The following is a 25,895-nucleotide window of genomic DNA, read 5'->3' on the forward strand; positions in this document are numbered from 1 at the left end:
CAAGTGAAGTGCGAGGCTTGCACTGTGTCGCCGGCCGGGCCCCTTGCCCACCGGTGTGCGACGAAGCGCACGCCGCCCGCCGCGAACGGTGCAGCGGCGGGCGCAGGCGGCGCTCAGGGTTTCAGCAGCACCGGCTCCAGGCCGAGCGAGATCTGGCGCGAAGACGGCAGCGCCGTCTCCGTGCCCAGCAGGGTGCGCTGGCGGCTCACGCCCCATGCGGCGGGCAGGTTGACGGCCACGCCGGGTGTGGTCGACCACAGGATCACCTGGTTCTCGGTGCCGCGCTGCACGCGGAACACATGCACGCTGTCGTCGATGCGGTAGCCGTCGACCAGCCGTGCACCGCGCAGCCAGCGTGCCGCCTCGGCATAGGCATGCGCGGCATCGGTGGGCGTGCGGTAGTCGGACTGCACCAGCGACGACAGCGGGTCGGAACGCTCCCAGAAGTAGTAGCTGAAGCTGCTGACGCCCTTGGCCCACATGATCAGCAGGGCCCGCGCCGTCACCGAGCGCTGCTGCTGCGGGGTCGGCACGAAGCTCGAGCACTGGTAGAGCAGCGCGTCGCAGCCGGGGGCGCCCTCGGTGTTCCACAGCGGCTTGTTGCCGATGCCGTGGTTCACCATCAGCTGGCGCACGTTCTGGATCATCGGGCCGATCTTTTCGGGCGAGGTGTCGAAGTACCAGTGGAAGCCGACGATGTCGACGTGCTGACCGCCGCCTGCCGCCAGGAAGTTGTTGAGCCAGGCCATGCCCTGGCCGGCCGTTGCACCGGGCGAGACCAGCTGGTTGGCCGGGTCGGCGGCTTTCAGCTCTTCGCGGGCGATGCGGGCCATCTCGACCATCGTCGCCATCGAGCCGTTGTAGTGAGGCTGGTAGTCGGGCTCGTTCCACAGTTCCCAGTAGCGGATGCGCCCGGCGTAGCGGCGCGCCAGCGTGCGCACGTAATCTCGCCAGTACGCCATGTTGGTCGGCGCGCCCGAAGCGCCCAGGCCATACAGCCCGGTGACGCCCGGCGTGCTCGAGGCCCACTGCGGCGTCTGGCCCAGCGTGTACAGGATGGCGCCGTCGGGATCGTTGCGCTTGACATAGTCGACGTACATGTCGAGCCGGCGTCCCGCCGTGTTGTTGAAGTCCCAGACGCCGGACGCAGGCTGCAGGTCGCGCCACGTGGTGCCGGTGTTCCACAGGCGCACCAGCCGGTGGCCGAGCGCCGGCCAGGTGGCGTGGCTGCCGAGCTTGTTGACGTGGATGCCGAACAGCGTGTCGGGGATCGGCCCGGTGTTGGCCGGGGCCAGGTCGTTGTACTGCAGGTCGGCGATCGTCAGGTCGTCGACGTAGACGTTGACGCCCAGCGTCTTGGGGATCACGCGCACCGTGCCGGCCACGGTACCCAGGTAGGTGCCGGTGATCTCGACCTTCTGCCAGGTGGTGGTGGCCGTGACGGTCTTGGTCGCGAAGGCGTCCCACGGATGGGCGTCGCGGCGCATCATCACTTCCACCGGCAAGGTGCTGTCGGCGCGCAGGTAGAGCGTGGCCCGGTAGGTGCGGCCCTTCGCAAAGCCGTAGGGGTAGGTCAGGTGGACCGCGCCGCCGCCCTTGCTGTTGACGCGGAAGCGCTGCGACGACGCGCCGGCGTGGACGTAGCCGGTGCGGGTTTCGCGGCCGACGCTCCAGGACGGCAGCGGCAGCCCCCAGTAGTTCACCTTCCAGCCCGAGGCGGTGCTGAGGAAGCTGCCTTCCATGTCGGCCGACGCCACGGTGGTGGACGTCACCGATTGCGCGCCTGCGGCCGGCAACGTGAGGCCGCCGATGGGCGTGTCCGAGCCGTCCACGTGGCTCAGCGTCACGTCGTCGAGATAGAGGTTGACGCCGGTGGACCTGGCGATCACGCGGATCGAGCCGGCCTCGTTCCATTGATACAGGCCTTCGAGCTCGACGCGTTGCCACGCCGTCGTCAGCTGCACGGTCCGGGTGGCGAACACGTTCCACGGCAACGCGTCGCGGCGCAACTGGATGACGACGGTGGTCGGTGCGCTGGCCTTCAGGTGAAGCGAGGCCCGGTAGGTCTTGCCGTTGACGAAGCCGTACGGGTAGGTCAGGTGGGCATCGCCGCTCTGGCGTTCGACCACACGGAAGCGCTGTGCGCCGGTGCCGGAGCGCACATGGGCAGACGCGGTTTCGCGGGCGACCTCGAACTTCGGGAAGGGGGTGCCCCAGTAGTTCACGACCCAGCCGGGTCCGCGCCCGGTGAAGGATGTTTCAAAACCTGCACGCATCAGCAGCGTGGCGTCGGAATCCGTCCCCGGCGTGACATCTTCTGGTACGTCGTTTCCGTTTGTTTCGTCCGGGGCCGGGGTGCTCGGCGCCGGCGTTTCGTTGCCCGGGTCGGGCTCGGTCTCTTCGGGTGGCTGGTCGACCGGCGGGGTCGATGGGGTCGGAACTTCAGTGCCGGTGCCGGATGCCGGCGGGTTCGATTCGTCTTCGTCGGACGAACCGCCGCTGCAAGCGACGAGCAACGAGACCGCAAGGGCGGCCGTCCAGCGGTACACGGACAAGCGCATCTTCCTCTCCTACCCTTCTTTGAGCACTGAACCAAACAAGGTCCGTGCCGTGCCTGAAGGACGGAGGATCTGACGCGTTTTGACAGTCCCGGGGTGTGACGTTTTTCCGACTTTTGGGGGATACGCCGCGCGGCGGGGCCTCTCTAGACTTCGCCGTGTTCCATTCCCTGGAACACGAGTCGATGCCGGCGGCGGGATTCCCATGCCGTTGCCGGCCCGATTCCTCCAACGACGTTTCAACGTCCTTCCGGCCCGCCCCTGCACCTCCGGGGCGGGCATTTTTTTGGTTCTTCGCCGAATCCCGTGGCAGGCGACGAGAGGCGCGGCTCAGTCGCGGCACTTGTTCAACGAACTTCCCGTTCACGACACGAGAACAGGTGCAGGGCCGCGTACTGCAGCAGCATGATGGTCTTGCCGTCCTTGATGCGGCCGTCGTCGACCCAGCGCAGCGCTTCGTCGAGACGCAGCTCCATCACCTCGATGTCCTCGCCCTCGTGTGCCAGGCCGCCGCCGTCGCCGAGCCGCGAGTCGGCGTCGTACTCGCCGACGAAGCAATGCACCAGCTCGGTCACGGCGCCCGGGCTCATGTAGGCCTCGAACACCTTGCGCACGTCCTTCACGCGGTAGCCGGCTTCCTCTTCCGCTTCGGCGCGGATGCGCTCTTCCGGCGAGGCGTCGTCCAGCAGGCCGGCGGGTGTCTCGATCAGCAGGTCGTCGCAGCCGTTCACGAATGCCGGGTAGCGGAACTGGCGCGTCAGGATCACGGTGCGCTGCTGCGGGTGGTACAGCAGGATGGTGGCGCCGTTGCCGCGGTCGTAGGTCTCGCGCGTCTGCGTCTGCCAGTGGCCGTCGCGGCGCTGCCAGTCGAAGGTGGTCTTCTTCAGTACGTAGTGGTCGTCGGACAGCAGCGTCACGTCGCGCACGCGCACCCGGTCTTTCACGCTCATCGGTGTTTCTCCATCGAACAAACTCGAACAGACCGCGCGAGCATGCCAGCGGCGCAGGCCGGCCTGGTGAACGAACGTGTACGTGGCTTCCCGGAGCACAGCGGGCGCCTCGCGTGATAAGGTCATCGCCCGAACACGGGGTGCCATGGCACGGGCCCCGGAAACAAATACAACAGCGTCGAGGTCGGATCGATGATCGGAGAGGAGGCGGTGGGCGTCCAGCCGGGACGGCCTGCCGAACAAGCCGCAGCACCCGTGCTGGAACAGGCCGAGCACCTGATGGCGCGAGGCCTGTACCTGAACGCGCAGGCGCTGCTGCCGGCTCTCGAGGCCGACGACAGCGCCCAGGCGCGCCTTACCGCGGCACGCCTGTTGTGGCACCTCGGCGCACGCCGCGAGGCCGACGGCCGGGTGCTGAGAACCTGGCGCCGCCATCGCGACGATCCCGCTGCGGTGGTCGACATGATCCGCTCGGTCGGGTCGCGCCGCGGGCCCTATCGCGCGTGGAAGCTGCTCGAAGCGCACCCCTTGCCGGCGGATGCGCCCGACAAGCTGCGGGCCGACTGGCATTCGCTGTGTGCCGGCACGCTGGGCTGGCTGCGCGACTTCGAGCGTGCCGAGGCCGAGCACCGCAGTGCGTTGGCCCTCGATGCCAACGAAGCCTGGGTGCGCGTGGAATGGAGCTATGTCTGCGAGCAGCGCGACGCCTACGACGAAGCGCTGGCGCAGGCGCGCGAGGCCCTGCGGCTGCGGCCCGGCTACCGGCCGGCGCTCCAGGCGGTGGCGCACTTCTGCACCCTGCTGGGCCGTGACGACGAAGCGCTCGCACTGCTCGGCGACGCGGTCCGTGGCACCCAAGCTGCGGCGCTGGCCATGCCGTTGTTCGAGTTGCAGATGGAGCGCGGCCTGCACGCCGATGCGCTTCAGACGCTGGACCGCTGCCGCCGCTACCTCGCGCGCGCCGACATCGGCATCGAGCAGTGGCTCGCTGCGCGCCGCGCCGACGTCGCACTGCGCCTGGGCGACGTGGCCGGGGCACGTGCCCACGCGCTGCTGGCCGGTGGTCCTTTCTACGAAGGGCTGGCGAAGCGCCTCGAAGACACCTCGCTGTCAGAGTGCCGCGTCGAGCTGCCGGTCGGCTTCGTGCGCCAGCACTTCAACACCTGCGCACCGGCCACGCTCGCGACGTTGAGCCGCTACTGGTCACGCCCCGCCCCGCACCTCGAGATCGCCGAGGCGATCTGCTACGACGGCACGCCCAACCACAGCGAGCGCCGCTGGGCCGAGGAGCAGGCCTTCCTGACGCGCGAGTTCACCGTCGACTGGGACACCGCCCGCGCGCTGCTCGATGCCGGCGTGCCCTTCACGCTGACCACGGTGGCCACGCACAGCGCGCACCTGCAGGCGGTGATCGGCTACGACGAGCTGCGTGGCAGCCTCCTGATCCGCGACCCGTCCAAGCGCACCCATGTCGAGTTCGACGCGGCCTCGCTCTTCGAGTCGCACCGGCCTTTTGGCCCGCGCGGCATGCTGTTGCTGCCGCACGAGGAAGCCGCGCGCATCGCCGGCATCGCACTGCCCGAAAGCGAGCTGTGGGACGGCTATCACGAGGTGATGTACGCGCTGAGCCGGCACGATCGCGACGCCGCGGTGCGGGCTGCCGATGCGCTGCGCGCGCGGGCGCCCGGGCATCGCCTGAGCCTCAATGCCGATCGCTCGATCGCCGGCTACGACGGCAACGAAGCGGCGGCGCTCGATCTGACGGAACGCCTGCTCGCGCTGTACCCGCAGGAGCCGAACCTGCAGTTGTCGAAGGCCGCGTCGTTGTCGGTGCTTGGCAGCCGCGAGCAATGCGCCGACTGGTGGGCCACGGTGCAGGCCGGCCCGGGTTTCGACCCGGTGGTCGCAGTGCGCTACGCGCAGTTCCTGTCCGAAGACGCGCGCCGGCACCGCGAGGTGTTCCAGCTGCTGGAAAAGACGCTCACGGTGCACCCGACCGACGGCGCTGCATGGTTCACGCTCGCCACCCTGCTGTGGCAGCGCGGCCGACGCGAGCAGGCGCTGCAGCACTACCGCATCGCGGCGTGCCTGCAAGACACCAACGAGCACCACGCCGAGAGCTACGTGCGCGCCTGCCATGTGCTGCACCGATCGCCCGAGGGCTTCGACTTCCTGTTCCAGCGCGTGATCCGGCTGGGTCCGAAGTCGGCGTACCCGGTGTTCACGTTGTTTTCTCAGCTCGAAGCGGTGGAGCGCACCTCGGAAGGGTTCGATCTCCTGCGGGACGCGGTCTGCCGCCGGCCCGACGACCCTGAACTGCTGCTGTTTGCCGCCGAGGTGCATCTGCGCTACGGGGAGCCGGCGCGCGCCGGCGAACTGCTCGAGCAGGCGAGGCCGGTGGCCAAGCGCGCCGGCTGGCTGCGCCTGCGATCGATGCACTGCCGTGAAACGGGTGACACCGCACAGGCACTGGCGCTGGCGCGGGAAGCCAGCGCGATCGAGCCGCTCAACGTGGGTTTCCATCGACTGGTGGCATCGCTGCTGGCGCAGACCGAGGGCCGTGCGGCCGCGCTGGCCCATCTGCGCCAGGTGGCGCACCGGCACGAGCACCACTTCGAGCTGCAGCATCTACTGCTCGGGTGGCTGCCCGACGATGCACTGCCCGAGGCGATCGAGCGGCTGCACCACATGCTGCGCATCAGCCCCCACAACGCGTGGGCGCACCGCGAACTGGCCATCAAGCTGAGCGCCCAGCGGCGCTTCGACGAGGCCTGGCGCAGCGCACAGGCCGCGCTCGAGATGGCGCCGCGACAGTCCGAGACGCATTCGACGCTGGCCTACGTGCGCCTGCGCGAGGGCCGGCCCGACGAGGCCCGGCGCCATCTGCGCGACGCGATCACGCTGTCGGTCGACAACGACTATGCCGTGGCCGCGCTGATCGATCTCGACCCGTCGCTGGCTGCCAGACGCGAGGCGCTCGACTTCGTGCGCGGCGAGCTGACGCGGCAGGTCACGCTCGGCGACGGCCTGCTGACCTTTCAGGAAACCGCGCGCACGATCATGGAGCCCGACGAACTGCTCGCGGTGCTGCAGGGTGTGCTCGACCGGCGCGAAGACCTGTGGCAGGCCTGGGTCGCGTGCGGCGCGCACCTGACGCGCATGGGCCGACTGGAAGAGGCGCTGGCGCTGCTGGAGCAGGCCATCGAACGCTTTCCGCTGCTGCCGCGCGTGTACGCCGAACAGGCCAACGCGCTGCTCGTCAGCGGCCGGCGCGACGCCGCGCGCGACAGCCTGCAGCGTGCGCTGCGCATCAACCCGGCGTGGCACACGGCGGTGCGCATGTACGTCGACTCGGTGCTCGACGAAGGCCATGAACTGACGCGCGCCCTGCAGGCGCTCGAACCTGCGCTGCACCGCACGCCCGACAACGCCGACCTGCGCGCGTTGCGCGGCTGGGTGCGCTGGCGCCAGGGCGAACGCGAGGCGGCGGTGCGCGACCTGCAGGCGGCCCTCGCGATCGAGCCCGGCCTGCGCTGGGCCTGGGATGCCTTGCTGCGCTGCGCACGCGAGATCGGCCAGCCCGAGCGGGCCTCGCAGGCTGCCGAAGAGGTGGTGCGCCAGCGCCCCGGCGACGCGCTGGCGTGGCTGCGGCTGGCCGAGTACGCCGCCCAGCCGCAGCGAGCGCTCGAAGCAGCCGAACAAGGCCTCAAGCTGGAACCGCACCATCAGCCGCTGTACGAAGCTCGCCTGCAGCTGCTGCTCGACGGCGGGCTGCATGCCGAGGTCGAAGCGGCGCTCGACGTGTCGCCGTGGGGCGCGCAGCCGCCGGCACCGATCGCCGTGTTCAGGCCGCGCCTCGCGCGCCGCCGCGGCGATACCGACGCCGCCTTCGCCACGATGCGTGCGCTGCTGGAGCGCGATCCCCACCATTACCCGGCGTGGCGCGAACTGGCCGACTGGTACGACGAGGCCGACCGCTGCGCCGACTATCTCGAGGCCGCACGCCAGATGGTGCGGCTCGCGCCGCAGGCTGCCGTTGCGCACGGCTATCTCGGCCATGCGCAGTCGCGCCTCGGTGACAAGGCGGGCGCGGCCGAGGCCCTGCACCGCGCGTTCTCGCTCGATCCGTCGTACGGATTTGCGGGCCTGCAACTGATCGACCTCGACATCGAAGCGGGCCGCCTGGAGCGTGCGGCGCAGACGCTCGAGGCGCTGTCACGACACGACACGTCGCCTTATCTCGCGCTGCGGCAGATGCGCCATGCCATCGCCCGAGGTGACCCGGCTGCGGCGATGCAGGCGCTCGACGCCATCATCGGCGCCGGGCAGGTGCCGGCCGACCTGTGCGAGCTGGCGCTGAAAGAGGCACAGGAGGCTGGCTGGCTGCCGGCCGTGCTTGAACGCGCCCGGCACGCCGTCGTGCAGGGCCGCTGCGCACGCCCGGCCGCACGCCTGTGGCTGCGGCATCAGAAGGGCGGCCTGCTGCCGGGCAGCCGCTACCGCGCGGTGAAGCGCGCGATGGAACGCGACCCGGGGCACGCCTTGAAGCAGGCCTTCCTGGTGCAACTGGGCGAGCAGCCTGACAAAAGCTTGCTCAACCGTTTCGTCGGAGACCACCGCGACGTGTTGCGCGGCGACCTCGAGTGCTGGGCACTGGTGGGCTATGCGTATGTCTCGCACGGCCTGCACCACCAGACCGCCGCATGGCTGGACGACTGGCGCCAGCGGCCCGACGCACCCGCCTGGGCGCTCGACAACCTGGCCTTGTCGCTGCGGCAGCTCGGCCGGCACCGGGCCGCGCGCGAGGTGTCGAACCGCTCGCTCGAACTGCTGCCGGCCAACGCCGACGCCTTGACCTGGGTGGCGCTCGACCACGCCCACGAAGACGACCTGCCCGCGCTGCAGCGTGTGCTCGACAGTGTCGACCCGGCGGGCGTGAACCCGTACTTCCAACACCTGCTGTTCGCGATGCGCGGCTATGTCGAAGCGGTGCAGGCCGCGGACAGCCGCTGCGCGCTCACCCACTTTGCCAGCGTGCACCGCAGCGGCAGCAAGGACCGCGTGCTGAAGACGCTGGCGGGCGTGCTGATGCAGCGCCTCCTGGCGCGGCATACCCCGCCGTGGGTGCGGCCGTGGCGCCGCCTGCAGTTCGCGCTGGGCTGGGGCTGAGGCGTCAGGCCGCCTGCCGTGCGCCGTCGCCGGCCATCGGCTCGGCCGGGGCGAGGGTGCGCCGCTTCTTGACCACCACCACCGGCGTGGCGCGGTTGACGGCGTAGCGTGCCCGCTTTTCTTCCGCGGCGACCGCCACCTGCGCACGCCGTACCGCGCTGCGCAGCTGGCTGTTCGACAGCGGCGAGAGGTAGTCGCCGTTGACCTGGTAGTAGCGGCCATCGGCGCCCAGCCCGAGGGCGCCGACCTGCGCGCCCTTCTCGACGCTGCCCAGCAGTTCGAGGCCGTCGTCGGCATTGCGTGCGTGCGTGTAGCGGCGCCAATGCAGCTCGCCCAGGCGCACCACCCAGCGTTGAGAGGTCTTCGCCATCGTCAGGCTCGCACCGCCGCGGCCCGCGGCGTGCATGGCGTACGGGGGCGTCGGGCATCGGACGGGCCGGTCATGCCGACCCCAGGCGCTGTGGCAGTTGCCGGCATGGAACCTCCCCGGGCATTCGTTTGCCCTGTGCGGGGCCGGATTTTGCCTAGCGAACGTATCGGCACGTGTAACGCGGGCCGATCATTTACACAGCGCTACAAAACAGGCATCAGGAGCGGCGCAAAGGAGACGTCCGCAGCCTTGCAGTAAAGCGAAGTTACAGTTCCCCTCTCGTGGGAATCGAAGGAGGCACATGTTGAGGAGGTTTGCATGGATGGCCTGCGTGGCGCTGCTGGTGGGGTGTGCCACGCCCGTGTACGTGGACACCCCGCCGAAACTCCCCCAGGACATCTTCGTGGATGTCGAGCGTGGCGAGGTCCGCTGGGGCCTGCGGCCTTTCGGTGCTTATCAGTTGCCTGGCTCTCAGGTGTTCGTTATCGGTTCGCAGCACGGCATGCAACCCGCCGGGATGTTCGGGCTGTTGACCTTCATGGTGGCGGACGGCGTCAACCAGGCGTCGGTCAAGGCCGAGGCGCAAAAGGTCGGGCAGGCGCTCGCGCAGAAGTTCGGCGTCGCAACGCAGGAGTTTCTGGATGCGGCCGCGCAGCGGCGGGGCTATCCGATGCGTTTCGGGGAATCCGACTGGACACAGCGGGTGAAGGGGCTTGCAATGACCGTCGATCCCTCAGTGGTGCTGCACCGGGTCGACGGCACGAAGTTCCGGCCTTATGTCGCGCTCCACGTGGAGCGCATCGGAGAAACCGTCGCAGACAGCTATGACAGCGTCTTCGTTGCCATCGTTGACGAGGCCCGTCCTCTTGGCGGAAAAGACGGCTGGATCGACGAGGGTCAGGACCGTTTCCGGCCAGTGGTGCTCGATGCACTGAGGCTCCTGGCCGACGCCATGCTCGAGGAGGTGTCGGGCGGTCTTCCGCGGACTGATCTGAAGCAAGCCGCCGTCGCCCTCCGCACCTTGGATTCGACGGCCGAGCGAGACGTGCCGGCGGCGTTCCGAGAGGGCTATGCAGGCCGGCTGCTGGTGTATCCCAACACGAATATGCCGAGGCAGATCTATCTGGTGCCGCCGTCGCTGCTGAGCATGAAGGATGTCAAACCCTTCCGTGAGCGAACGGCTGCAGTTCGCTGAGCGTGGTTGGTCAAGGCCCCGGCGCCTGCCGCAGGTCCTCGAGCCATTGCTCGAATGCCTGCTCGCGGTCCGGCGAACGCAGCCGCAGCAGCGCCGACGGATGCAGCGTGATCAGCACCGGCGTGCCGTCGTCGCGCTGCAGCCACTGCCCGCGCTCCTTCATGACCGGAACGGCCCGCCCCAGCAGTGAACGTGCGGCGGTCGCGCCGAGGGCGACGATGGCTTGCGGGCGGACGGCGGCAATCTCGCTTTCCAGCCAGTGCAGGCAGGCAGCCGCCTCGCGCTGGCCGGGGGTCTTGTGCAGGCGCCGCTTGCCGCGCAGCTCGTACTTGAAGTGCTTGACGGCATTGGTGACGTAGAGCTTCTCGCGCGGCCAGCCGAGTGCGGCCAGCGCGCGGTCGAGCAGCCGGCCCGCCGGGCCGACGAAGGGGCGGCCCGCCAGGTCTTCCTGGTCGCCGGGCTGCTCGCCGACCAGCATCAGCGGCGCCTGGGCGTGGCCTTCGCCCCAGACGGTCTGGATGGCGTGGAAGCCGATCGGGCATTCGCGGCAGGCGGCGGCGTCCTCGGCCAAGCCGCGCAGCGTGGCGGCGCGGCCGCGCAGGACCACCTGGGGCAGGCGCGGCGGCGGGTCTTCAGGCAGCGGCTTGGGTGGCAGCGGCGCGGCCTGGGGCGGCACGAAAGGACGTTCCGAGCGGCGGCCCGGAACGAAAGCATCGGGGGCGGCGTCGGGCATGGCACGGCCTGGTCAGGCGCCTGCCGCGGCCGGCCGTGCGCGAATGCGGCGAGGCGCACCGAGCACCTGCTGGCGCATGCGCTCCACCTCGGGCGGGACGACGCGGCGATGCCGCAGCACCCAAGGCAGACCGACCAGCGCACGGACGAGTACGGGCCACAGCAGCCCGGCGTCCGCAGCCTCGCGCAGCACCCGGTGCGTCTCGTGGCGCAGGCTCGCGCCCGGCAGGCGCAGCCACGCGATCCACAGGGCGTTGCGGGCATGCAGCAGCTGTCGCCGGCGCGTGTCGCGCGACGAAGAGGGATGGTGATGCACCGTCAACCCGGGCTCGTACGCCATCTGCCAGCCGGCTGTGAGCAGGTCCAGGCCCATCAGCCGCTCCTCGCCGCCGATGAACAGCCGCGGCTCATAGCCGCCGACCGCGCGAAAGGCTTCGGTGCGCATCACCACGGCCCCGGCCATGAAGCCGATCAGGGCCGGGCCCGGCAGCCCTGCGCCAGGCAAGGGGCTGCGCGCCATGAAGCGGCAGGTCGGGTCTTCGCATTCTTCGGGCCCGACCAGCACGCGGGCGGCCAGTGCGCCGAGGTGCGGGTGCGCGTCGAGCAGCTCGGCGGCGCGACGCAACGCGCCTGGCGCCCACCAGGTGTCGTCGTCGCAGAAGGCGACGTAAGGCGTGCGCACCCGCTCGACGCCGGCATTGCGGCCGGCCGCGCCCAGGTTGCGTGGGCAGCGCACCAGCTGCACCTGCGGGAACTCGCGCGCCACGCGCTCGGCGCTGCGGCCGCGTGCATCGTTGTCGACAACGATGAGCCGCGGCTGCTCGGGCAGCGCGGACAACCGGTGCAAGGTGCGCAGCAACTCGCCGGTGCGGCGGTGCGTGAGCACGACGACGCTGAGACGGGGATCGGGATCAATCGGCGTCATGGACTTCCTCTGCGGTGGCGGATGGCGCGCGCCGTCCGCGCGGCTTCGGTGCAGTCGCTTGCGTCAGCTGCCAGTAGCGTTCCGGGGCCTCGGTGTCCGCATAGCCGCCATCGCCGAAAGCGCGCAACTGGCTGGCATAGGCCTCGACGGCGCGGCGTTTCGCGGCGAGCGTGCCGGTGCGCTGCGGTGTGGCTGGCGTGGCGCAGATGCCGTGCCGGGTGAGCAGCGTCAGCCGCTGCTGCAGCAGGCCCGGCATGCGGCGGTACAGCGCGTCTTCGTACGCGAGCCACAGGCCGGCGGACGAGCGCTTCATGAGGCGCTCGCAGGCCTCGTGCACCAGGGCATGGTCGGAATGGAACAGACCCATCGGCATCAGCACCGCGTCAGGCCGCACCGCATCGAGGGCCGGGCGCAGCGCGGCCTCGATCTCGTCGCAGCCCGGCGTGCTTCCGTACTGGCCGTCGAGAAAGCTCAGCCACACCGGCTTCGCGCCCAGGCGGGCGAGCGCTTCGCGGTCTTCGACGTGGCGAGCGGCGACGGCTTGCTCGCTGCTGTCGAAGCCGCACTGCGCGTCCCACGGCGTCAGCCCGACCTCGGCCGCCGGTGCACCGGCGAACACCGTCAGCACATGGCTGTGGGGGTGCGCGGCGAGCAGCTGCCCGCACGAGAACACGCCGTCGTCGAGATGGGGCGAGACGACCAGCAGGTGTTGCAGGGCGGGCAGGGCGGGCATGCGAGGATGACGGCAGACGCGGCAAGGGTGTGAACTTCGGAGCACACGGCGTTCCTGTCTAATGCCCTGTCTCGCGTCCACCAGGAGCTTGTGCCATGTTCGGCATCCACGACCTCGCGCTGTTCATCGTCTCGGGCCTGCTGCTCAACATCGCCCCCGGCCCCGACTCGCTGCTCATCATGACGCGCAGCGCCACGCAAGGCTGGCGCGCGGGGTGCACGGCCGCGCTGGGCATCGGCGCGGGCACTTTCGTGCATATCTTTGCGGCGGCGCTTGGCCTGTCGGCGGTGCTGGCCACATCGTCGGCGGCGTTCACGGTGGTCAAGCTGGCCGGTGCGGCTTACCTGGTGTGGGTGGGCATCGGCATGCTGCGCAGCCGCGCGACCGACGCGCCGCTGGAGGCGCGTGCGGATGCCCCCGTGCTGGCTTATCGCAGGATCTTCATGCAAGGCTTCCTGACCAACGCATTGAACCCCAAGGTCGCGATCTTCTTCCTCGCCTTCGTGCCGCAGTTCATTGCACCCGATGCGCCGAACAAGGCACTGGCCTTCGTCGTGCTGGGTCTGATCTTCAACCTCAACGGCATGCTGTGGTGCAACTTCCTGGCGGTGTTCACGGCGCTCGCGAGCCGCCGGCTGCGGGTCGGTGCCCGGGTGTCGACCTGGCTCAACCGCGCGATCGGCGGGGTGTTCGTGGCACTGGGGGTCAAGCTGGCGCTGTCGCGGCAGACTTGACACATGCGCATCGGCCTGATTTCCGACACCCACGGATTGCTGCGCGACGAAGCGCTGGCGGCACTGCGTGGCTGCGACCATATCGTGCATTCCGGCGACATCGGTACCGGCGGCATCCTCGAACGGTTGGCGGAACTGGCACCGGTGACGGCCATACGCGGCAACAACGACGAGGGCCTGTCGGCCTTCGAGCACCTGCCCGACACCTGCTGCGTCGACCTGGCCGGTACCCGCTTGTATGTTCTGCACGACCTGGCGCAACTGGCCATCGACCCCGCCGTGCAGGGGGTGCAGCTGGTGGTCAGCGGTCACTCGCACAAGCCGCGCATCGACAGGCGCAACGGCGTGCTCTACGTCAACCCGGGCAGCGCCGGCCCGCGGCGCTTCGCGCTGCCCGTGGCCGTCGCGATCGTGACGGCCGACGCGCGCGGCTTACGCGCTGAAACGATCGAGCTGTCCGTCGCCGCGCCGCCCCGGCGCCGCTGAGGGCGGTGCAGGCACGCGGCCTGCAGGTATACAGGCTCTACCTCTACACCTGGAGCAACGACGATGGCAAGAATCGAAAGCCGCAGCAACGGGCAGCACGACCCGAACGCCGTGGCGGCGCGCCAGCGCGCCATCCAACAGGAACAGGACCAGCGCGACGAAAGCAGCCAGCCGCAGGGCAAGTCCGCCAAGGAAGAGCCGCCGCCGACTGGCACGCGCGAACAACCGCGCAACCCGCTGCCGTCGCAGCACCTCGAAAAGCCCGGCCTCGAGGCCGAGATGGAACTCAAGCCGCGTTTCATGGCCCCCGACTACAAGGGCAGCGGCAAGCTGCAGGACATGGCCGCGCTCGTCACCGGCGGCGACTCGGGCATCGGCCGCGCGGTGGCGGTGCTCTATGCGCGCGAAGGCGCCGATGTCGCGATCGCCTACCTCAACGAACATGAAGACGCCGAGGAAACCAAGCGCTGCGTTGAGGCCGAGGGACGCCGCTGCATCCTGATTCCCGGTGACGTAAAGGACACCGCGTATTGCAAGCAGGCGGTCGAGAAGACGGTCAAGGCGTTCGGCAAGCTCGACATCCTGGTCAACAACGCGGCCTTCCAGGAGCACGCGCAATCGCTCGAGGACCTGAGCGAAGAGCGCTTCGACGAGACGCTGCGCACCAACGTGTACGGCTACTTCCACATGGCCAAGGCCGCGCTGCCGCATCTGAAGGAAGGCTCGTCCATCATTAACACCGGCTCGGTCGTGGGCCTGCGCGGCAGCAGCCACCTGCTCGACTACTCGACGACCAAGGGCGCCATCCATGCCTTCACGAAATCACTTGCGCAGAACGTGCTGAGCAAGGGCATCCGCGTCAACGCGGTGGCGCCGGGCCCGGTGTGGACGCCGCTGAACCCGGCCGATTCGCCGCCCGAGAAGATCAAGGACTTCGGCAAACAGACCGACATGAAGCGCGCGGCGCAGCCGGAAGAGCTGTCGCCGGCCTATGTGTTCCTGGCGTCGCCGGCGTGCTCTTCCTACATCACCGGCATCGTGTTGCCGGTGACGGGCAGCATCGGCGCGATCTGACGCGCCCGGCGCTCAGGTGGCCGCCTGCGCTTTCTGCGCAGGCGCCGGCGTGCGCGTGTAGATGATCTTGCGGGTGCCGCCGTTGCAGCTGCCGACGATCTTGCCGTCGGCGGTTTCGTCGGCCGGCACCAGGTCCAGCCGGTAGTGCCGCACGCCGTGCGCCTGCAGCTTGTCTTCGATCTGCTCGAGCAGCACGGTGCATTCGAGGCGTTCGGCCGCCGCGGTCGCAGGCAGCGCTGCGGCAGCGGCAAGGCACAGGCCGCCGAGCAGGCGGGCCGAAAGAGCAGGGGGCGGGGCGCGTTTCATCGGGGATCTCCGCAACACTGCCACGTTGGCAGCAGGCCGGATGCTGCGGCCCGTGCATGCGCGCCCTGTGAAGTCTGCGTGAAGCAGCCCGGCTCAGGAGCAGACCGCCTCGACGTTGTGGCCGTCGGGGTCGAGCAGGAAGGCGGCGTAGTACGTGGCGCTGTAGTCCGGCCGTGGGCCGGCTGCGCCGTTGTCTCGCCCGCCGGTGTCCAGGCCGATGGCGTGGAAACGCTGGACGGCGGCGTGATTCGCCGCCTTGAACGCCACGTGGGTCGTGGTGGCCGGTTGTTGCGACGCCGGATACAGCCACAACGCCGGCGCACCCTTCGGGCCGAAGCCGGCACAGCTGTCGTCGCGGTAGCACAGCACATGACCGAGCGGCGCCAGCACCGCTTCGTAGAAGCGGACGCTGGTGTCCAGGTCGGCGACCTTCAATCCGATGTGATCGAACATGGAGACTCCTCGCAGGGGCAAAAGCCCATGCTAGGCGGCTCAGGCGAGGCGGGCTTGGAGAAGATTGCGCTCGCCCTTCGACGCGCGGCGAAAGGCACCCGGCGAGACGCCGGCTGCGCGGCCGAAGCTGCGCACGAAGTTGGACAGATCGCCGAAGCCGACGTCGAAGGCGATCTGCGTCACGGGCAGCTCGCTTTCGGCCAGCAGCCGCGCGGCCAGCCGGAGCCGGCAGCGCAGCAGGTATTGGTGCGGCGTGACGCCGACCGCACGTGAGAACAGCCGCAGAAAGTGGTACGGGCTGAGGCCTGCCTGTTGCGCGGCGCGGTCCAGGTCGACCGGCTCGTGCGCATGGGCTTCCAGCCACAGCGCGGCTTCGACCGCGCGGCGGCGGTCGCGGGCGCTCGGCGGTGCGGCGCTGTGTTTCGGCGGGCGCACCAGCCGCGCGACGCGCGAGGCGATCCACACACCCAGCTCGTCGAGTGCCAGACTGGCGCGTCCGGTGGCGGCCGCCTGGGCCAGCTCGCCGATCACCATCAGCTCGGGCGTCGGCGGCAAGGCGCCGATGCGCCAGATGCGGTCGTCGTCGTCGATGACGCCGACCAGTTCGGGTGTCAGGTGAAACGACAGGCACTCGTCACCGCACTCATGGTGCTCGTGGGTGCACAGATATTCGTCGCCGGGCCGCCCGATCAGCACCGAGCCGGCCACCAGTTCGTGCAGGCGCCCGCGGCTGCGGTAGCCGAAGCTGCCGCGGCGCACATAGGACACGCTGTGGTCGCGGTGCGCCTCGGTGTAGGGGCGGTCGCCCGGCGCCGCGGTGCACCGGTAGTCGGCCACCGTCATCGAGCGGCTCTGGTGCAGCGGCGTGACGTGCATGCGTGCAGTCTATCGTTCGAGCGAACGCCACAGATACCAGCTCGCCACCGAGCGGTACGGGCGCCAGCGCTCGCCGCGCCGCGCGAACTCGGCGGCCTCGGGCAGTTCGCCGCGGCGGATGTGCAGCGCGTAGGCCTTGCGCAGCGCGTAGTCCTCCAGCGGCAGGACGTCCGGGCGGCCGAGGTGAAAGATCAGGAACATCTGCACGGTCCACGGGCCGATGCCGCGCACGCGGCTCAGTGCCTCGACGATGGCGTCGTCGTCCATGGCGCCGACGTCGTTCAGCGTGGGGATCTCGTGGCGGGCGGCCCGGCGTGCCAGGTCTTTCAGCGCCAGCAGCTTGGGCGTCGAGATGCCTGCGGCCTGCAGCTTCGCGTCGGGCGTGCGCAGCACCTGCTCGGCGGTCGGGCCCAGGTGTCCATGCGGGTACAGGGCTCGCACGCGAGCGAAGATGGTGCCGGCGGCACGGGCCGTGAGCTGCTGGTAGACGATGGACTGTGCCAATGCGGTGAACACGCTGGGCGTGGCGTCCAGCCGCAGCCCGCAGGGGCCGACCGTGTCGATGATGCGGGCCAGCGCCCGGTCGCGTTCGTGCAGGTGGGCGACGGCCGCATCGGCGTCGAATGGCAGGGCGGCGCGCTCGCCGAACAGCTGGCCGGTGCCGCCGGACAGCGCGCTTTCGAGCGACAGCAGCCGCATCTTCGTGACCACGCCGCCGGCGGCCGAGAAGCCGCCGGTCTTGCCGCCGGCTGCCAGCACGCGGTGGCACGGCACGATGATCGGGAACGGGTTGCGGCCCAGCGCCTGCCCCACGGCGCGCGCAGCACCGGACGCACCGATCTGCGCCGCGAGCGCGCCGTAGGACAGTGTCTGCCCCGGGCCGATCTGCCGGGCTGCTTCATAGACCTGTCGGTGGAAGGGCGGCAACAGGCGCATGTCGAGCGGCACCGTGTCGAGTGCGCCCGCCCGCCCCGCGAACAGCGCGACGATGCCGTCGATCGCCTGCCGTGCGTGAGGAGGTGGCTCGCCCGGCTGGGCGACGGCGGCGTGGCGCAAGAGCCGTTCGCGCGTGGCTGACTCGCGCGTCTCGGGCAGTTGCACGCCGAGCACGCCGGCTTCGTTCCAGGCGATGCCACAGCGGCCGAGCGCGGTGTCGAAGAGGGTGTAGGCCGGAACGGTCATCGACGAAGGAAAGAATGGGCCAACCGCAAGCTACCCGGCATGACCGTCCGCCGGCTTGGAGAAAATTGCGCTTCAACCCTCGTCGCGCCAGCGGCCCGGCGTGTGACCGAAGCGCGCGCGAAAGCGCCGCGTGAAATGCTCGGGCGACTTGAAGCCGCAGCGCTCGGCCAGCCGTGCGATGCGGACGTCCCGGTCGGGGCCGGACAACCACTGCCGTGCCCGCTGCAGTCGATGCTCCATCAGCACAGCCACGAAACTGGTGCCGTGCCGCGCCAGGCAGGCGTGCAGTGTCCGCAGCGAGACTCCCAGGGCCTGCGCGGCCGAGCGCGGGTTCAGCTGGCCATCGTCGAAGCGCTGCGCGACCAGCGTGCGGATGCGGCGCATCAAGGGGTCGCCGGCCGCCACGGCCTGCGGCTCCTGCAGCACGGCCCCCACCAGCGCCAGCAATGCGTCCGAGACCGGGCCTGCCTGTGCCGCGGGGAACTCGCCCGGCACGCCCGACAGCGTCGTCAGGTGCGCCTTGAGCAGCTGCGCCGCGGGCGTATCGGGCACCTCCAGCGCGACGCAGGCGGGCACCCGGGTGGCCAGGGCGCCGAGCAGGTCCAGCGGCACCGCCAGCGACAACAGGTCACCGTCGCCGACTTCATCCAGCACGTAGCGCTCGCTGCTGTCGATGAGCATCAGCTCGTTGGGGCGGGCATGCAGCTCGCGACCCTGCTGGCGCAACCGCGCGCGGCCACTGCGATGGAGGTTGACGAACAGGTACTGCCGGCCGCCGCGGGCCAGGTCGAGCGCCGTGCGCTCGACGCCGTGCGCCGGGCCGCGCACGCGGTTGAGCGCCAGGCGTTCGATGTTGAGGTGGTCGAGCCGGGCATCGAAGTCGCCGCGGGCCGCAATGTGCGGGGTCATGGCGAGAAAGGCCTCGCAGACGGCACCGCGCCAGAACTCGGCGCGCCGCGCGGGCGGCACGTGGCGCGTGCTCCAGGTCGTGTTCATCGTGAACGGATGGTGACGACCGGCACGGCCCCCGGCAAGGGGGCAAATCCCGGGGGTGGGTGTCAGTGCCGGGCAATGTCTGCCAGCAGGTCCGCCAGCCGCCCGGGCTGCGACAGGAAGGGGGAATGGCTCGTGTCGAGCGTGTGCACCACGGTGCGATTGCCGGGCGTGCAGGCATCCGCCTCGGCGATGAAGCGCTGCTGCAGTGCCGGGCGGATGGCCTCGTCGCGCAGACAGTGGATGTAGTGTCGCGGCAGGGCACCCCAGCGCTCGCGGCTCAGCGAGATCGGCGTGGCCATCGGTGCCGCGGGCACGTCTGGCGTCAGCAGCTGGCTGACTGCTTGCCAACTGGCTTCGTCGACGTCGCCGAAGAATGCGGCCCGGGTCTGCGCAAGGTAGGCGGCGTCCCGGCTGCGGTGATCGATGCGCAGCGCACCGACCACTCGAGGGTCGGCCACGAACTGGCCCCCGACCCGCTCGCCGGCGTTCTCGGGGGCGCCGATGTAGGTCACCGCCGGCACGCCGGTGGCCGGCATGAAGGCCGTGAGATAGACGATGCGCGACAGCCACTCGGGTACCCGCTCGGCCACGGCACTGACCACGATGCCTCCCATGCTGTGGCCGACCAGCATCAGACGCTCGAAGCCGAGCGCCCGCACATGGGCCACGGTATCGACCACGCTGTCGACATAGTCGTCGAGCGTCACGTCGGCGGCCGGCGACGGGCTGGTGGCGCTCCAGGCCCCGGTGGTGTAGCCGGCCGGAAAGCGTGCATTCAGCCCGTGAGCAGGCAGGTCCCGTGCGACGGCGAAGACGCCGTGAGCCGCCAGCAGCGGGACGATGCGTTCGTAGGTCCAGGCGCCGTGCCAGGCGCCGTGCACCAGCACGGCGGCCGTGATCGCGGTGGGGGTGTCGGTCATGCGTGTCTCCATTTCTTGCCGATGCCCACAGCCTAGGGCGCGACTGCCGGGCAGGCCGGCGGCGGCGGCCTGCGCGTGCAGCCGGGCTGACTGCCCGTGCAGCTTTCGAGCGGCGCACGCACGCAAATTGCCGCACCGGAGAGTGCCCCGGTCTTCTCGAGGAGTTTCCATGCCGCAAGCCCTGATCCGCACCTTTGAACACTATGCCGACGCGCAGCAGGCGCGTGAGGCGCTGCTGGCCGACGGCTTCGACGGCCGGGTGGAGTTCAGCGTACGCGACGACGAGGCCGGCCCGGTCGAAGGCAACTTCGCGGTCGGCAACGGCCGCACCACGCAGGGCGGGAACCCGAACGTGCGTGAACCCTTGACCCGGGCCGGGGACGACATCTACCACCACAACTTCCGCAACGTCGAGCACCGGGGCCTGCACATGCTGGTGGTGCAAGCCGAGAACGGCGACGAGCAGCAGCGTGCGTGTGCGATCCTCGACCGCTACGGCGCCATTGACATCGACCGGCTCACAGCGGGGAACGGCGGGAACGGCTAGGCTGCGTCGATCGCAAGACGCTCCTGCCCGACCGATGATCCCGCTGTCCGTTCTCGACCTCTCGCCCATCACGCAAGGCAGCGACGCTGCCGAGTCGTTCCGCCGCTCGCTCGATCTCGCTCAGCACGCCGAACGCTGGGGCTACCGGCGCTACTGGCTGGCGGAGCACCATGGCATGCCGGGCATCGCCAGCGCCGCCACGGCCGTGCTGATCGGGCATGTGGCGGGCGGCACGTCGACCATCCGGGTCGGCGCCGGCGGCATCATGTTGCCCAACCACTCGCCGCTGGTGATCGCCGAGCAGTTCGGCACGCTGGCCTCGCTGTACCCGGGCCGCATCGACCTGGGGCTGGGCCGCGCACCCGGCTCCGACCCGACGACCGCGCGCGCGTTGCGGCGCAACCTGGCGTCGGACGCCGACGAGTTCCCGCAGGACGTGGTCGAGCTGATGGATTACTTCGCCGGCTCGCCGCGCCGGGCAGTGCGCGCGGTGCCGGGGGCCGGGCTGGAGGTGCCGGTGTGGATCCTGGGCTCCAGCCTGTTCGGTGCGCAGCTCGCGGCGGCGCTCGGTCTGCCTTATGCGTTTGCATCGCATTTCGCGCCGGCGCAGATGATGCAGGCGATCGAGCTGTATCGCGCGCAGTTCCGGCCGTCGAACCAGCTGGGCAAACCCCATGTCATGCTGGGCTTCAACGTGTTCGCGGCCGACACCGACGAAGAGGCCCAACTGCTGGCCAGCTCGGCGCAGCAGGCTTTCGTGAACCTGCGCAGCGGGCGGCCGTCGACGCTGCCGCCGCCGGTCGAGGGTTATCTCGAATCGCTGGGCGAGCAGCACCGCGCGCTGCTGCAGTCCATCCTGTCGTGCTCGGCGATCGGCTCGCCCGACACGGTGCGCGCCGGCCTGCAAGCCTTCGCGGAGCGCACCGGCGCCGACGAGCTGATGATCACGTCGAACATCCACGACCACGCGAAGCGGCTGCGCTCGTACGAGATCGCGGCGCAGCTCACAGCGCGTTGACCGGGATCTTCAGGTAGGACACGCCGTTGGCCTCCGGCGGCGGCAGCTCGCCCGCGCGCACGTTGACCTGGATGGACGGCAGGATCAGCGCGGGCATGTCCAGCGTCTTGTCGCGCGCCGTGCGCATCGCGACGAACTGTTCTTCGGTGACGCCGTCGTGCACGTGGATGTTCTGCTCACGCTGCGCCTGCACGGTGGTTTCCCATTGCGGGGTGCGGTCGGCAGGCGGGTAGTCGTGGCAGACGAACAAACGCGTTTCGCCGGGCAGCGCCAGCAGCTTGCGGATCGAGCGGTACAGCAGGTGTGCGTCGCCGCCGGGGAAGTCGGCGCGCGCGGTGCCGACATCGGGCATGAACAGGGTGTCGCCAACGAACACCGCGTTGCCGACGCGATAGGCCATGTCGGCCGGCGTGTGGCCCGGCACGCAAATCGCTTCAGCCTGCAGCTCGCCGATCGCGAACCGCTCGCCGTCGAAGAACAGATGGTCGAAGTGATGACCGTCGCAGCGGAATTCCGGTTCCAGGTTGAAGACGTTCTTGAACACGCCTTGCACCGTGCGGATCTGCGCACCGATCGCGATGCGACCGCCGAGCTGCTGCTTCAGGTAGCGTGCCGACGACAGGTGGTCGGCATGCGCATGCGTCTCCAGGATCCACTCGACGGTCAGCTCATGCCTGCGCACGAATGCGATCAGGGCGTCGGCTGACGCGGTGCGCGTGCGGCCGGACTTCGGGTCGTAGTCGAGCACCGGGTCGACGATGGCCGCCGAGCCGCCGTCTCGCGCGTAGACGACATAGCTGACGGTCCATGTCGCGGGGTCGAAGAACGCTTGGACCTCGGGATTCATCGTGAGCTCCTATGTATGGATGGCAACTCCGGGTTGACAAACAATATATCAAAAAACATAATGTTATTTGATTAAGTGTTTTGACGAAACCCAAAAGGCCATGCCTGCTGTTGACGCCCCCACGCTCGACATGTCCGAAATGCGTGCCGCGGCCGGCCAGGCCGCCGCGCTGCTGCGCGTGATGTCCAACGAAGACCGGCTGCTGCTGCTGTGCCAGCTGTCGCAGGGCGAGCACTGCGTCAGCGAACTCGAGGCGCTGCTCGACATTCGCCAGCCCACGCTGTCGCAGCAACTCGGCGTGCTGCGCAACGAAGGCCTCGTGACCACACGCCGCGAAGGCAAGCACATCCACTACCGCGTCAGCGAACCACGCGTCGTTGATCTGCTGCAGTTCATGTACGCGATCTTCTGCCAACCTGCCTCTCACCAAGGAAGCCGTCGATGAGCATCGCCTGGAACGAATTCACCCCCTGGGCGTCGCTTGCCGGCGGCCTGCTGATCGGTGGGGCTGCCGCGATGTTCGTGCTGCTCAACGGCCGCATCGCGGGCATCGCGGGCGTGCTTGGCGGCCTGCTGCGGCCGCAGCCCGGCGAGACCGGCTGGCGGCTTGCGTTCGTCGCCGGCCTCGTGGCGGCGCCGCTGCTGTGGAGGCTGTTCAGCCATCTGCCGGCGCTGCGCATCGATGCCGGCTATGGGCTGCTCGTCGTCGCCGGCCTGCTGGTGGGCATCGGCACCCGCTACGGCTCCGGCTGCACCAGCGGCCACGGCGTATGCGGGCTGTCGCGGCTGTCGCCGCGCTCGCTGGTGGCCACGCTCGCTTTCATGGGCACCGGCTTCGCCACGGTGTTCGTGATGCGTCACGTGGCATTCGTCTGAGGGGCACGGCATGTTGCGCAACTTCACTGCCTTCGTCGCGGGCCTCGTCTTCGGCCTCGGCCTGCTGATCGCCGGCATGGCGGACCCGGCCAAGGTGCTGGGCTTTCTCGACCTGGCGGGCCCCTGGGACCCGTCGCTCGCGTTCGTGATGGCCGGTGGCATCGCGGTGGGCCTGCTGGCCTTCACGGTCGCGCGGCGGCGCACGATGTCCTTCCTCGGCGAAGCGATGCATCTGCCGGCGGCAGCCTGCTGTTCGGTGTCGGTTGGGGCTTGGGCGGCATCTGCCCGGGGCCGGCCCTGGTGCTGCTGGGCACCGGCGCGCCGCAGGGCGCGGTGTTCGTGATGGCGATGCTGGCCGGCATGTGGCTGTTCGAGCGCTTCGAGCGCGCTGCCGGCCGGTGAGCCGGCCCGTGTCGCGGTATCGCGGCAGCGTGCGGTGAGCTGGCCTACCGGCAGTTGACGGGCAGGTACTGCGCCGGCACGTCGGTGCGGTTGCGGCCCTGCACGGTCATGTTCTCGGGCACCGGGGCGTTGCCGCACACCCAGGCCACCGGCACCACCGGCGCGTCTTCGACGACGGCCGGGCGCAGCGTCAAGGTCTTGCCAAGGATGGCGCCGTTGGCCCGGTTGCCGAAGGTGACGTGTACCGCGCCGGCTTCGACGCGCACGCTGCTGACCAGGTTGCCGACGATGCGGTCGGCAGCCGGCAGCCCGGCTTCGTGGTTGTCGTCGGGCAGCGTCTGGGTGGTGGTCCAGGCGGCGGCGACCGGCCGCTTGGCCACGTCGGCGAGCGGCATGGCTTCGACGATCTGGTCGCGTACCAGCTTGCCCTGCATCGACGGCATCGCCATCAATGCCAGGATCGCGATGATCGCCAGCACGATCATCACCTCGATCAGCGTGAACCCCTGCAGCCTCGTCTTCACGTCTTGCCCTCCGTCAGGCGGTGATTCTCCTTCACCCATGAAGAGTCGTCCGTGCCGACGTCGAGTCGCTCGGCGGTCGCCCCAGCGCCAATTAGTTGGCATCACCGCCCGGTCCCTGGGGAGAACCATGCTCCAGCGGGCGCCTGCGTGTGCCGAAATAGCCGGTGAGACACGACCGCGGCCGGTGCACCGCATCCGGCAGGCATGCCGCGGGCTGTCGAACAGCAGTTTCGTTCATGCCCTCCATACGCACCGGCCCCGCAGCAGACCCTTCCCCCGAGCAGAGCCAGGCGCTGCTCGAGCAGCGCGTCGAGGAAGCCCAGTCCGCGCTGATGTTCGAGCAGGCCCGTCTGTCCAACCTGGCGGGCATTCCCTATGCCGCGCTGCTGTGCTGGCTGCTGTGGGGAACGGCCGACGACGTTCAACTGATCGTCTGGCTGCTCCTGCGCGTCGGCGTCTCCACCGCCCGCGCCGTGGTCGACCTGCTGTGGCAGCGCAGCACCGGCGAGCGCGCGCAGCGCTGGGCCCACGCCTACACGGCCTTGCTGGTGGTCGACGGCACGGTCTACGGCCTCATCGGTACCTGGTTGCTGCCCGCGGACCCGGCCATGGCCGCGATGCTGCTCGCCAGCGTGGTGGGCGTCGCGTCGGTCGGCTTCGTGGTGCTGTCGGCCAACTTGCGCGCCTCGGTGGCGCTGCTCGTGCCGCTGCTGGTGCCGAGCATCCTGTGGCAGTTCACGCTGGGCACACGGCTGGGCACGTATACCGCGCTGGCTTTCTTGCTGTATGTGGCGCTGATCGTGCAGGAGGGCCGGCGAGCCAGCATGTACTCGCGCGCCATGCACAAGCTGCGTTTCCAGATGGACGACCTGGCCGCCCAGCGCGAGCAGGCCCTGCGGCTGGCCGAGCAGCACAGTTCGGTGAAGAGTCGCTTTCTCGCGACGATGAGCCACGAGATGCGCACGCCGCTCAACGGCCTGCTCGGCATGCTGCAGGTGGTGCGCAACGAGGCGCGCGACGAACAGGCGCGCGAGGCCTACGAGCTGATGGAACGTTCGGGCATGCACCTGCTGCGCATCATCAATGACGTGCTGGACCTCTCGAAAATCGAGGCTGGCCGTGTCGAGTTGCAACTGCAGCCCTTCGACCTCGCCGCAGTGATCGGCGACGTCGGCCGCATTTTCGGCGCCGTGGCGCGACACAAGGGCATCGCCCTGGAGATCGACAGCGGGCCCGGCCGGCCGCACTGGGTCGTCGGTGACGCGGTGCGCGTGCGGCAGGTGCTCGACAACCTGCTCGGCAATGCCTGCAAGTTCACGTCCGCCGGCACCGTGCGCCTGGACGTCACGCGAGACGGCGAACGCGTGTTCTTCCGGGTCGAGGACAGCGGCACCGGCATCGCTCCGTCGGAGCTGCCGCGGCTGTTTTCTCCCTTTCACCAGGCCGACAGCTCCTATGCGCGCCGTCACGGCGGCACCGGGCTCGGGCTGGCCATCTCGCGCAGCCTGGCGCAGGCCATGCACGGCGACGTGCGCTGCGAGCACAGCGACACGCAGGGCAGCGTGTTCGTTTTCGAAGCCGCGCTGCCGCAGTGTGACGAGCCGGTGGCGGCGCCGGCGTCGCCCGGGACCACGGCACCGCTGCAAGGCCGTGTGCTGCTGGTCGAGGACAACCCCGTCAACGTCATCGTGGCGACGGCGCTGCTCGAGCAACTCGGTGTCGAAGTCGAGTCGGTCGGCGATGGCGAAGCGGCAATCGCGCGCTGCCGCGACCGCACGCCCGACCTCGTGCTGATGGACTGCCAGATGCCGTCGATCGACGGTTTCGAGGCCACGCGCCGCATCCGCAATGCCGAGGGCCGGTCCGGCCGTGCCCGCCTGCCCATCGTCGCACTCACGGCCAACGCCTTGCCCAGCGACCGGGCCCGCTGCCTGGCCGCCGGCATGGACGACCACCTCGCCAAGCCGGTGCAGCTGGAAGAACTGCGCCGCGTGCTGCAGCGCTGGCTCGGGCCGCGCTGAG

Annotated in this window: 24 protein-coding genes and 1 pseudogene; 11 read left to right on the forward strand and 14 right to left on the reverse strand. The window is 69.8% G+C overall.

Going from position 1 to position 25,895, the window contains the following annotated elements:
- Nucleotides 1-113 precede the first annotated feature (113 nt).
- Together M8A51_RS25020 and M8A51_RS25025 are read right to left on the reverse strand one after the other, a co-directional pair.
- Complete coding sequence (locus M8A51_RS25020) at nt 114-2,561, reverse strand: glycosyl hydrolase (protein WP_251781349.1); 2,448 nt, start codon at nt 2,559-2,561, stop codon at nt 114-116.
- A gap of 344 nt (nt 2,562-2,905) precedes the next feature.
- Nucleotides 2,906-3,508 carry an NUDIX domain-containing protein gene (locus tag M8A51_RS25025; RefSeq protein ID WP_251781350.1) on the reverse strand — a complete coding sequence of 201 codons (603 nt, stop codon included), beginning with the start codon at nt 3,506-3,508 and terminating at the stop codon, nt 2,906-2,908.
- Between the two features lie 192 nt (nt 3,509-3,700).
- Here M8A51_RS25025 and M8A51_RS25030 point away from each other — a divergent pair, with 192 nt between their 5' ends.
- The gene (locus M8A51_RS25030) at nt 3,701-8,677 is read left to right on the forward strand and encodes a tetratricopeptide repeat protein (RefSeq protein ID WP_251781351.1); all 4,977 of its coding nucleotides are present in this window, start codon (nt 3,701-3,703) and stop codon (nt 8,675-8,677) included.
- 4 nt (nt 8,678-8,681) lie between these two features.
- On the opposite strand, the gene M8A51_RS25035 is transcribed toward M8A51_RS25030, so the two are convergent.
- On the reverse strand, nt 8,682-9,047 hold the full coding sequence (locus tag M8A51_RS25035; protein WP_251781352.1) for a hypothetical protein: 366 nt from the start codon (nt 9,045-9,047) through the stop codon (nt 8,682-8,684).
- Nucleotides 9,048-9,378: 331 nt separating this feature from the next.
- On the opposite strand from M8A51_RS25035, the gene M8A51_RS25040 reads away from it, so the two are divergent.
- Nucleotides 9,379-10,242 (forward strand): hypothetical protein, encoded by an 864-nt coding sequence (locus M8A51_RS25040; RefSeq protein ID WP_251781353.1) that lies wholly within the window; start codon nt 9,379-9,381, stop codon nt 10,240-10,242.
- A gap of 10 nt (nt 10,243-10,252) precedes the next feature.
- Here the strand turns inward: M8A51_RS25040 and M8A51_RS25045 are convergent, their stop codons facing one another.
- Genes M8A51_RS25045 through M8A51_RS25055 form a run of 3 tightly spaced genes read right to left on the reverse strand, consistent with a single transcriptional unit; the run spans nt 10,253 to nt 12,632 of the window.
- A complete protein-coding gene (locus tag M8A51_RS25045; RefSeq protein WP_251781354.1) occupies nt 10,253-10,975 on the reverse strand; it encodes a UdgX family uracil-DNA binding protein in 723 nt (240 codons plus the stop codon).
- Between the two features lie 12 nt (nt 10,976-10,987).
- Nucleotides 10,988-11,899: a glycosyltransferase family 2 protein gene (locus tag M8A51_RS25050; protein ID WP_251781355.1), complete on the reverse strand. Its 912-nt coding sequence runs from the start codon at nt 11,897-11,899 to the stop codon at nt 10,988-10,990.
- Nucleotides 11,886-12,632 (reverse strand): PIG-L deacetylase family protein, encoded by a 747-nt coding sequence (locus tag M8A51_RS25055; RefSeq protein WP_251781356.1) that lies wholly within the window; start codon nt 12,630-12,632, stop codon nt 11,886-11,888. The genes M8A51_RS25050 and M8A51_RS25055 overlap by 14 nt, the downstream gene beginning before the upstream one ends.
- Nucleotides 12,633-12,727: 95 nt before the next feature.
- Here M8A51_RS25055 and M8A51_RS25060 point away from each other — a divergent pair, with 95 nt between their 5' ends.
- From M8A51_RS25060 to M8A51_RS25070, 3 genes are all read left to right on the forward strand, one after another.
- Nucleotides 12,728-13,366 carry a LysE family translocator gene (locus tag M8A51_RS25060; RefSeq protein ID WP_251781357.1) on the forward strand — a complete coding sequence of 213 codons (639 nt, stop codon included), beginning with the start codon at nt 12,728-12,730 and terminating at the stop codon, nt 13,364-13,366.
- A 3-nt stretch (nt 13,367-13,369) separates the two neighbouring features.
- Nucleotides 13,370-13,852, forward strand: a complete 483-nt coding sequence (locus M8A51_RS25065; protein ID WP_251781358.1) for a metallophosphoesterase family protein — start codon at nt 13,370-13,372, stop codon at nt 13,850-13,852.
- Between the two features lie 63 nt (nt 13,853-13,915).
- On the forward strand, nt 13,916-14,926 hold the full coding sequence (locus M8A51_RS25070; RefSeq protein WP_251781359.1) for an SDR family oxidoreductase: 1,011 nt from the start codon (nt 13,916-13,918) through the stop codon (nt 14,924-14,926).
- 12 nt (nt 14,927-14,938) lie between these two features.
- On the opposite strand, the gene M8A51_RS25075 is transcribed toward M8A51_RS25070, so the two are convergent.
- From M8A51_RS25075 to M8A51_RS25105, 6 genes are all read right to left on the reverse strand, one after another.
- A complete protein-coding gene (locus M8A51_RS25075) occupies nt 14,939-15,232 on the reverse strand; it encodes a DUF1161 domain-containing protein (RefSeq protein WP_251781360.1) in 294 nt (97 codons plus the stop codon).
- A 93-nt stretch (nt 15,233-15,325) separates the two neighbouring features.
- Nucleotides 15,326-15,685 (reverse strand): VOC family protein, encoded by a 360-nt coding sequence (locus M8A51_RS25080; RefSeq protein WP_251781361.1) that lies wholly within the window; start codon nt 15,683-15,685, stop codon nt 15,326-15,328.
- Nucleotides 15,686-15,724: 39 nt separating this feature from the next.
- Nucleotides 15,725-16,561, reverse strand: a complete 837-nt coding sequence (locus M8A51_RS25085; protein WP_251781362.1) for a helix-turn-helix domain-containing protein — start codon at nt 16,559-16,561, stop codon at nt 15,725-15,727.
- Nucleotides 16,562-16,570: 9 nt separating this feature from the next.
- On the reverse strand, nt 16,571-17,743 hold the full coding sequence (locus M8A51_RS26650; protein WP_368408599.1) for a methylated-DNA--[protein]-cysteine S-methyltransferase: 1,173 nt from the start codon (nt 17,741-17,743) through the stop codon (nt 16,571-16,573).
- Between the two features lie 72 nt (nt 17,744-17,815).
- Entirely contained in the window at nt 17,816-18,739 is a 924-nt protein-coding gene (locus M8A51_RS25100) for a helix-turn-helix domain-containing protein (protein WP_251781363.1), read from the reverse strand.
- Between the two features lie 62 nt (nt 18,740-18,801).
- Nucleotides 18,802-19,671, reverse strand: coding sequence for an alpha/beta fold hydrolase (locus tag M8A51_RS25105; RefSeq protein WP_368408600.1), 870 nt, complete (start codon nt 19,669-19,671; stop codon nt 18,802-18,804).
- A gap of 157 nt (nt 19,672-19,828) precedes the next feature.
- Here M8A51_RS25105 and M8A51_RS25110 point away from each other — a divergent pair, with 157 nt between their 5' ends.
- Nucleotides 19,829-20,206 carry a hypothetical protein gene (locus M8A51_RS25110; protein ID WP_251781365.1) on the forward strand — a complete coding sequence of 126 codons (378 nt, stop codon included), beginning with the start codon at nt 19,829-19,831 and terminating at the stop codon, nt 20,204-20,206.
- Between the two features lie 34 nt (nt 20,207-20,240).
- Nucleotides 20,241-21,224, forward strand: a complete 984-nt coding sequence (locus M8A51_RS25115; RefSeq protein WP_251781366.1) for an LLM class flavin-dependent oxidoreductase — start codon at nt 20,241-20,243, stop codon at nt 21,222-21,224.
- Here M8A51_RS25115 and M8A51_RS25120 read toward each other — a convergent pair.
- Nucleotides 21,211-22,071, reverse strand: coding sequence for an MBL fold metallo-hydrolase (locus M8A51_RS25120; RefSeq protein WP_251781367.1), 861 nt, complete (start codon nt 22,069-22,071; stop codon nt 21,211-21,213). The genes M8A51_RS25115 and M8A51_RS25120 overlap by 14 nt on opposite strands.
- 100 nt (nt 22,072-22,171) lie before the next feature.
- Here M8A51_RS25120 and M8A51_RS25125 point away from each other — a divergent pair, with 100 nt between their 5' ends.
- The 3 genes and pseudogenes from M8A51_RS25125 to M8A51_RS25135 all read left to right on the forward strand — a co-directional run bounded on the left by M8A51_RS25125 (nt 22,172) and on the right by M8A51_RS25135 (nt 23,349).
- Nucleotides 22,172-22,516 (forward strand): ArsR/SmtB family transcription factor, encoded by a 345-nt coding sequence (locus M8A51_RS25125; RefSeq protein WP_251781368.1) that lies wholly within the window; start codon nt 22,172-22,174, stop codon nt 22,514-22,516.
- Nucleotides 22,513-22,947, forward strand: a complete 435-nt coding sequence (locus M8A51_RS25130; RefSeq protein ID WP_251781369.1) for a YeeE/YedE family protein — start codon at nt 22,513-22,515, stop codon at nt 22,945-22,947. The genes M8A51_RS25125 and M8A51_RS25130 overlap by 4 nt, the downstream gene beginning before the upstream one ends.
- A gap of 10 nt (nt 22,948-22,957) precedes the next feature.
- Nucleotides 22,958-23,349 (forward strand): annotated as a pseudogene (locus tag M8A51_RS25135) (DUF6691 family protein).
- 44 nt (nt 23,350-23,393) lie between these two features.
- On the opposite strand, the gene M8A51_RS25140 reads toward M8A51_RS25135, so the two are convergent.
- Nucleotides 23,394-23,873 (reverse strand): pilin, encoded by a 480-nt coding sequence (locus M8A51_RS25140; protein WP_251781370.1) that lies wholly within the window; start codon nt 23,871-23,873, stop codon nt 23,394-23,396.
- 236 nt (nt 23,874-24,109) lie between these two features.
- Between M8A51_RS25140 and M8A51_RS25145 the strand changes: the two genes are divergently transcribed.
- Complete coding sequence (locus M8A51_RS25145) at nt 24,110-25,894, forward strand: ATP-binding protein (RefSeq protein WP_251781371.1); 1,785 nt, start codon at nt 24,110-24,112, stop codon at nt 25,892-25,894.
- The last annotated feature ends 1 nt before the right edge of the window (nt 25,895 follow it).

Source organism: Caldimonas mangrovi, assembly GCF_023721835.1.
Classification (GTDB): Bacteria; Pseudomonadota; Gammaproteobacteria; order Burkholderiales; family Burkholderiaceae_C; genus Caldimonas; species Caldimonas mangrovi.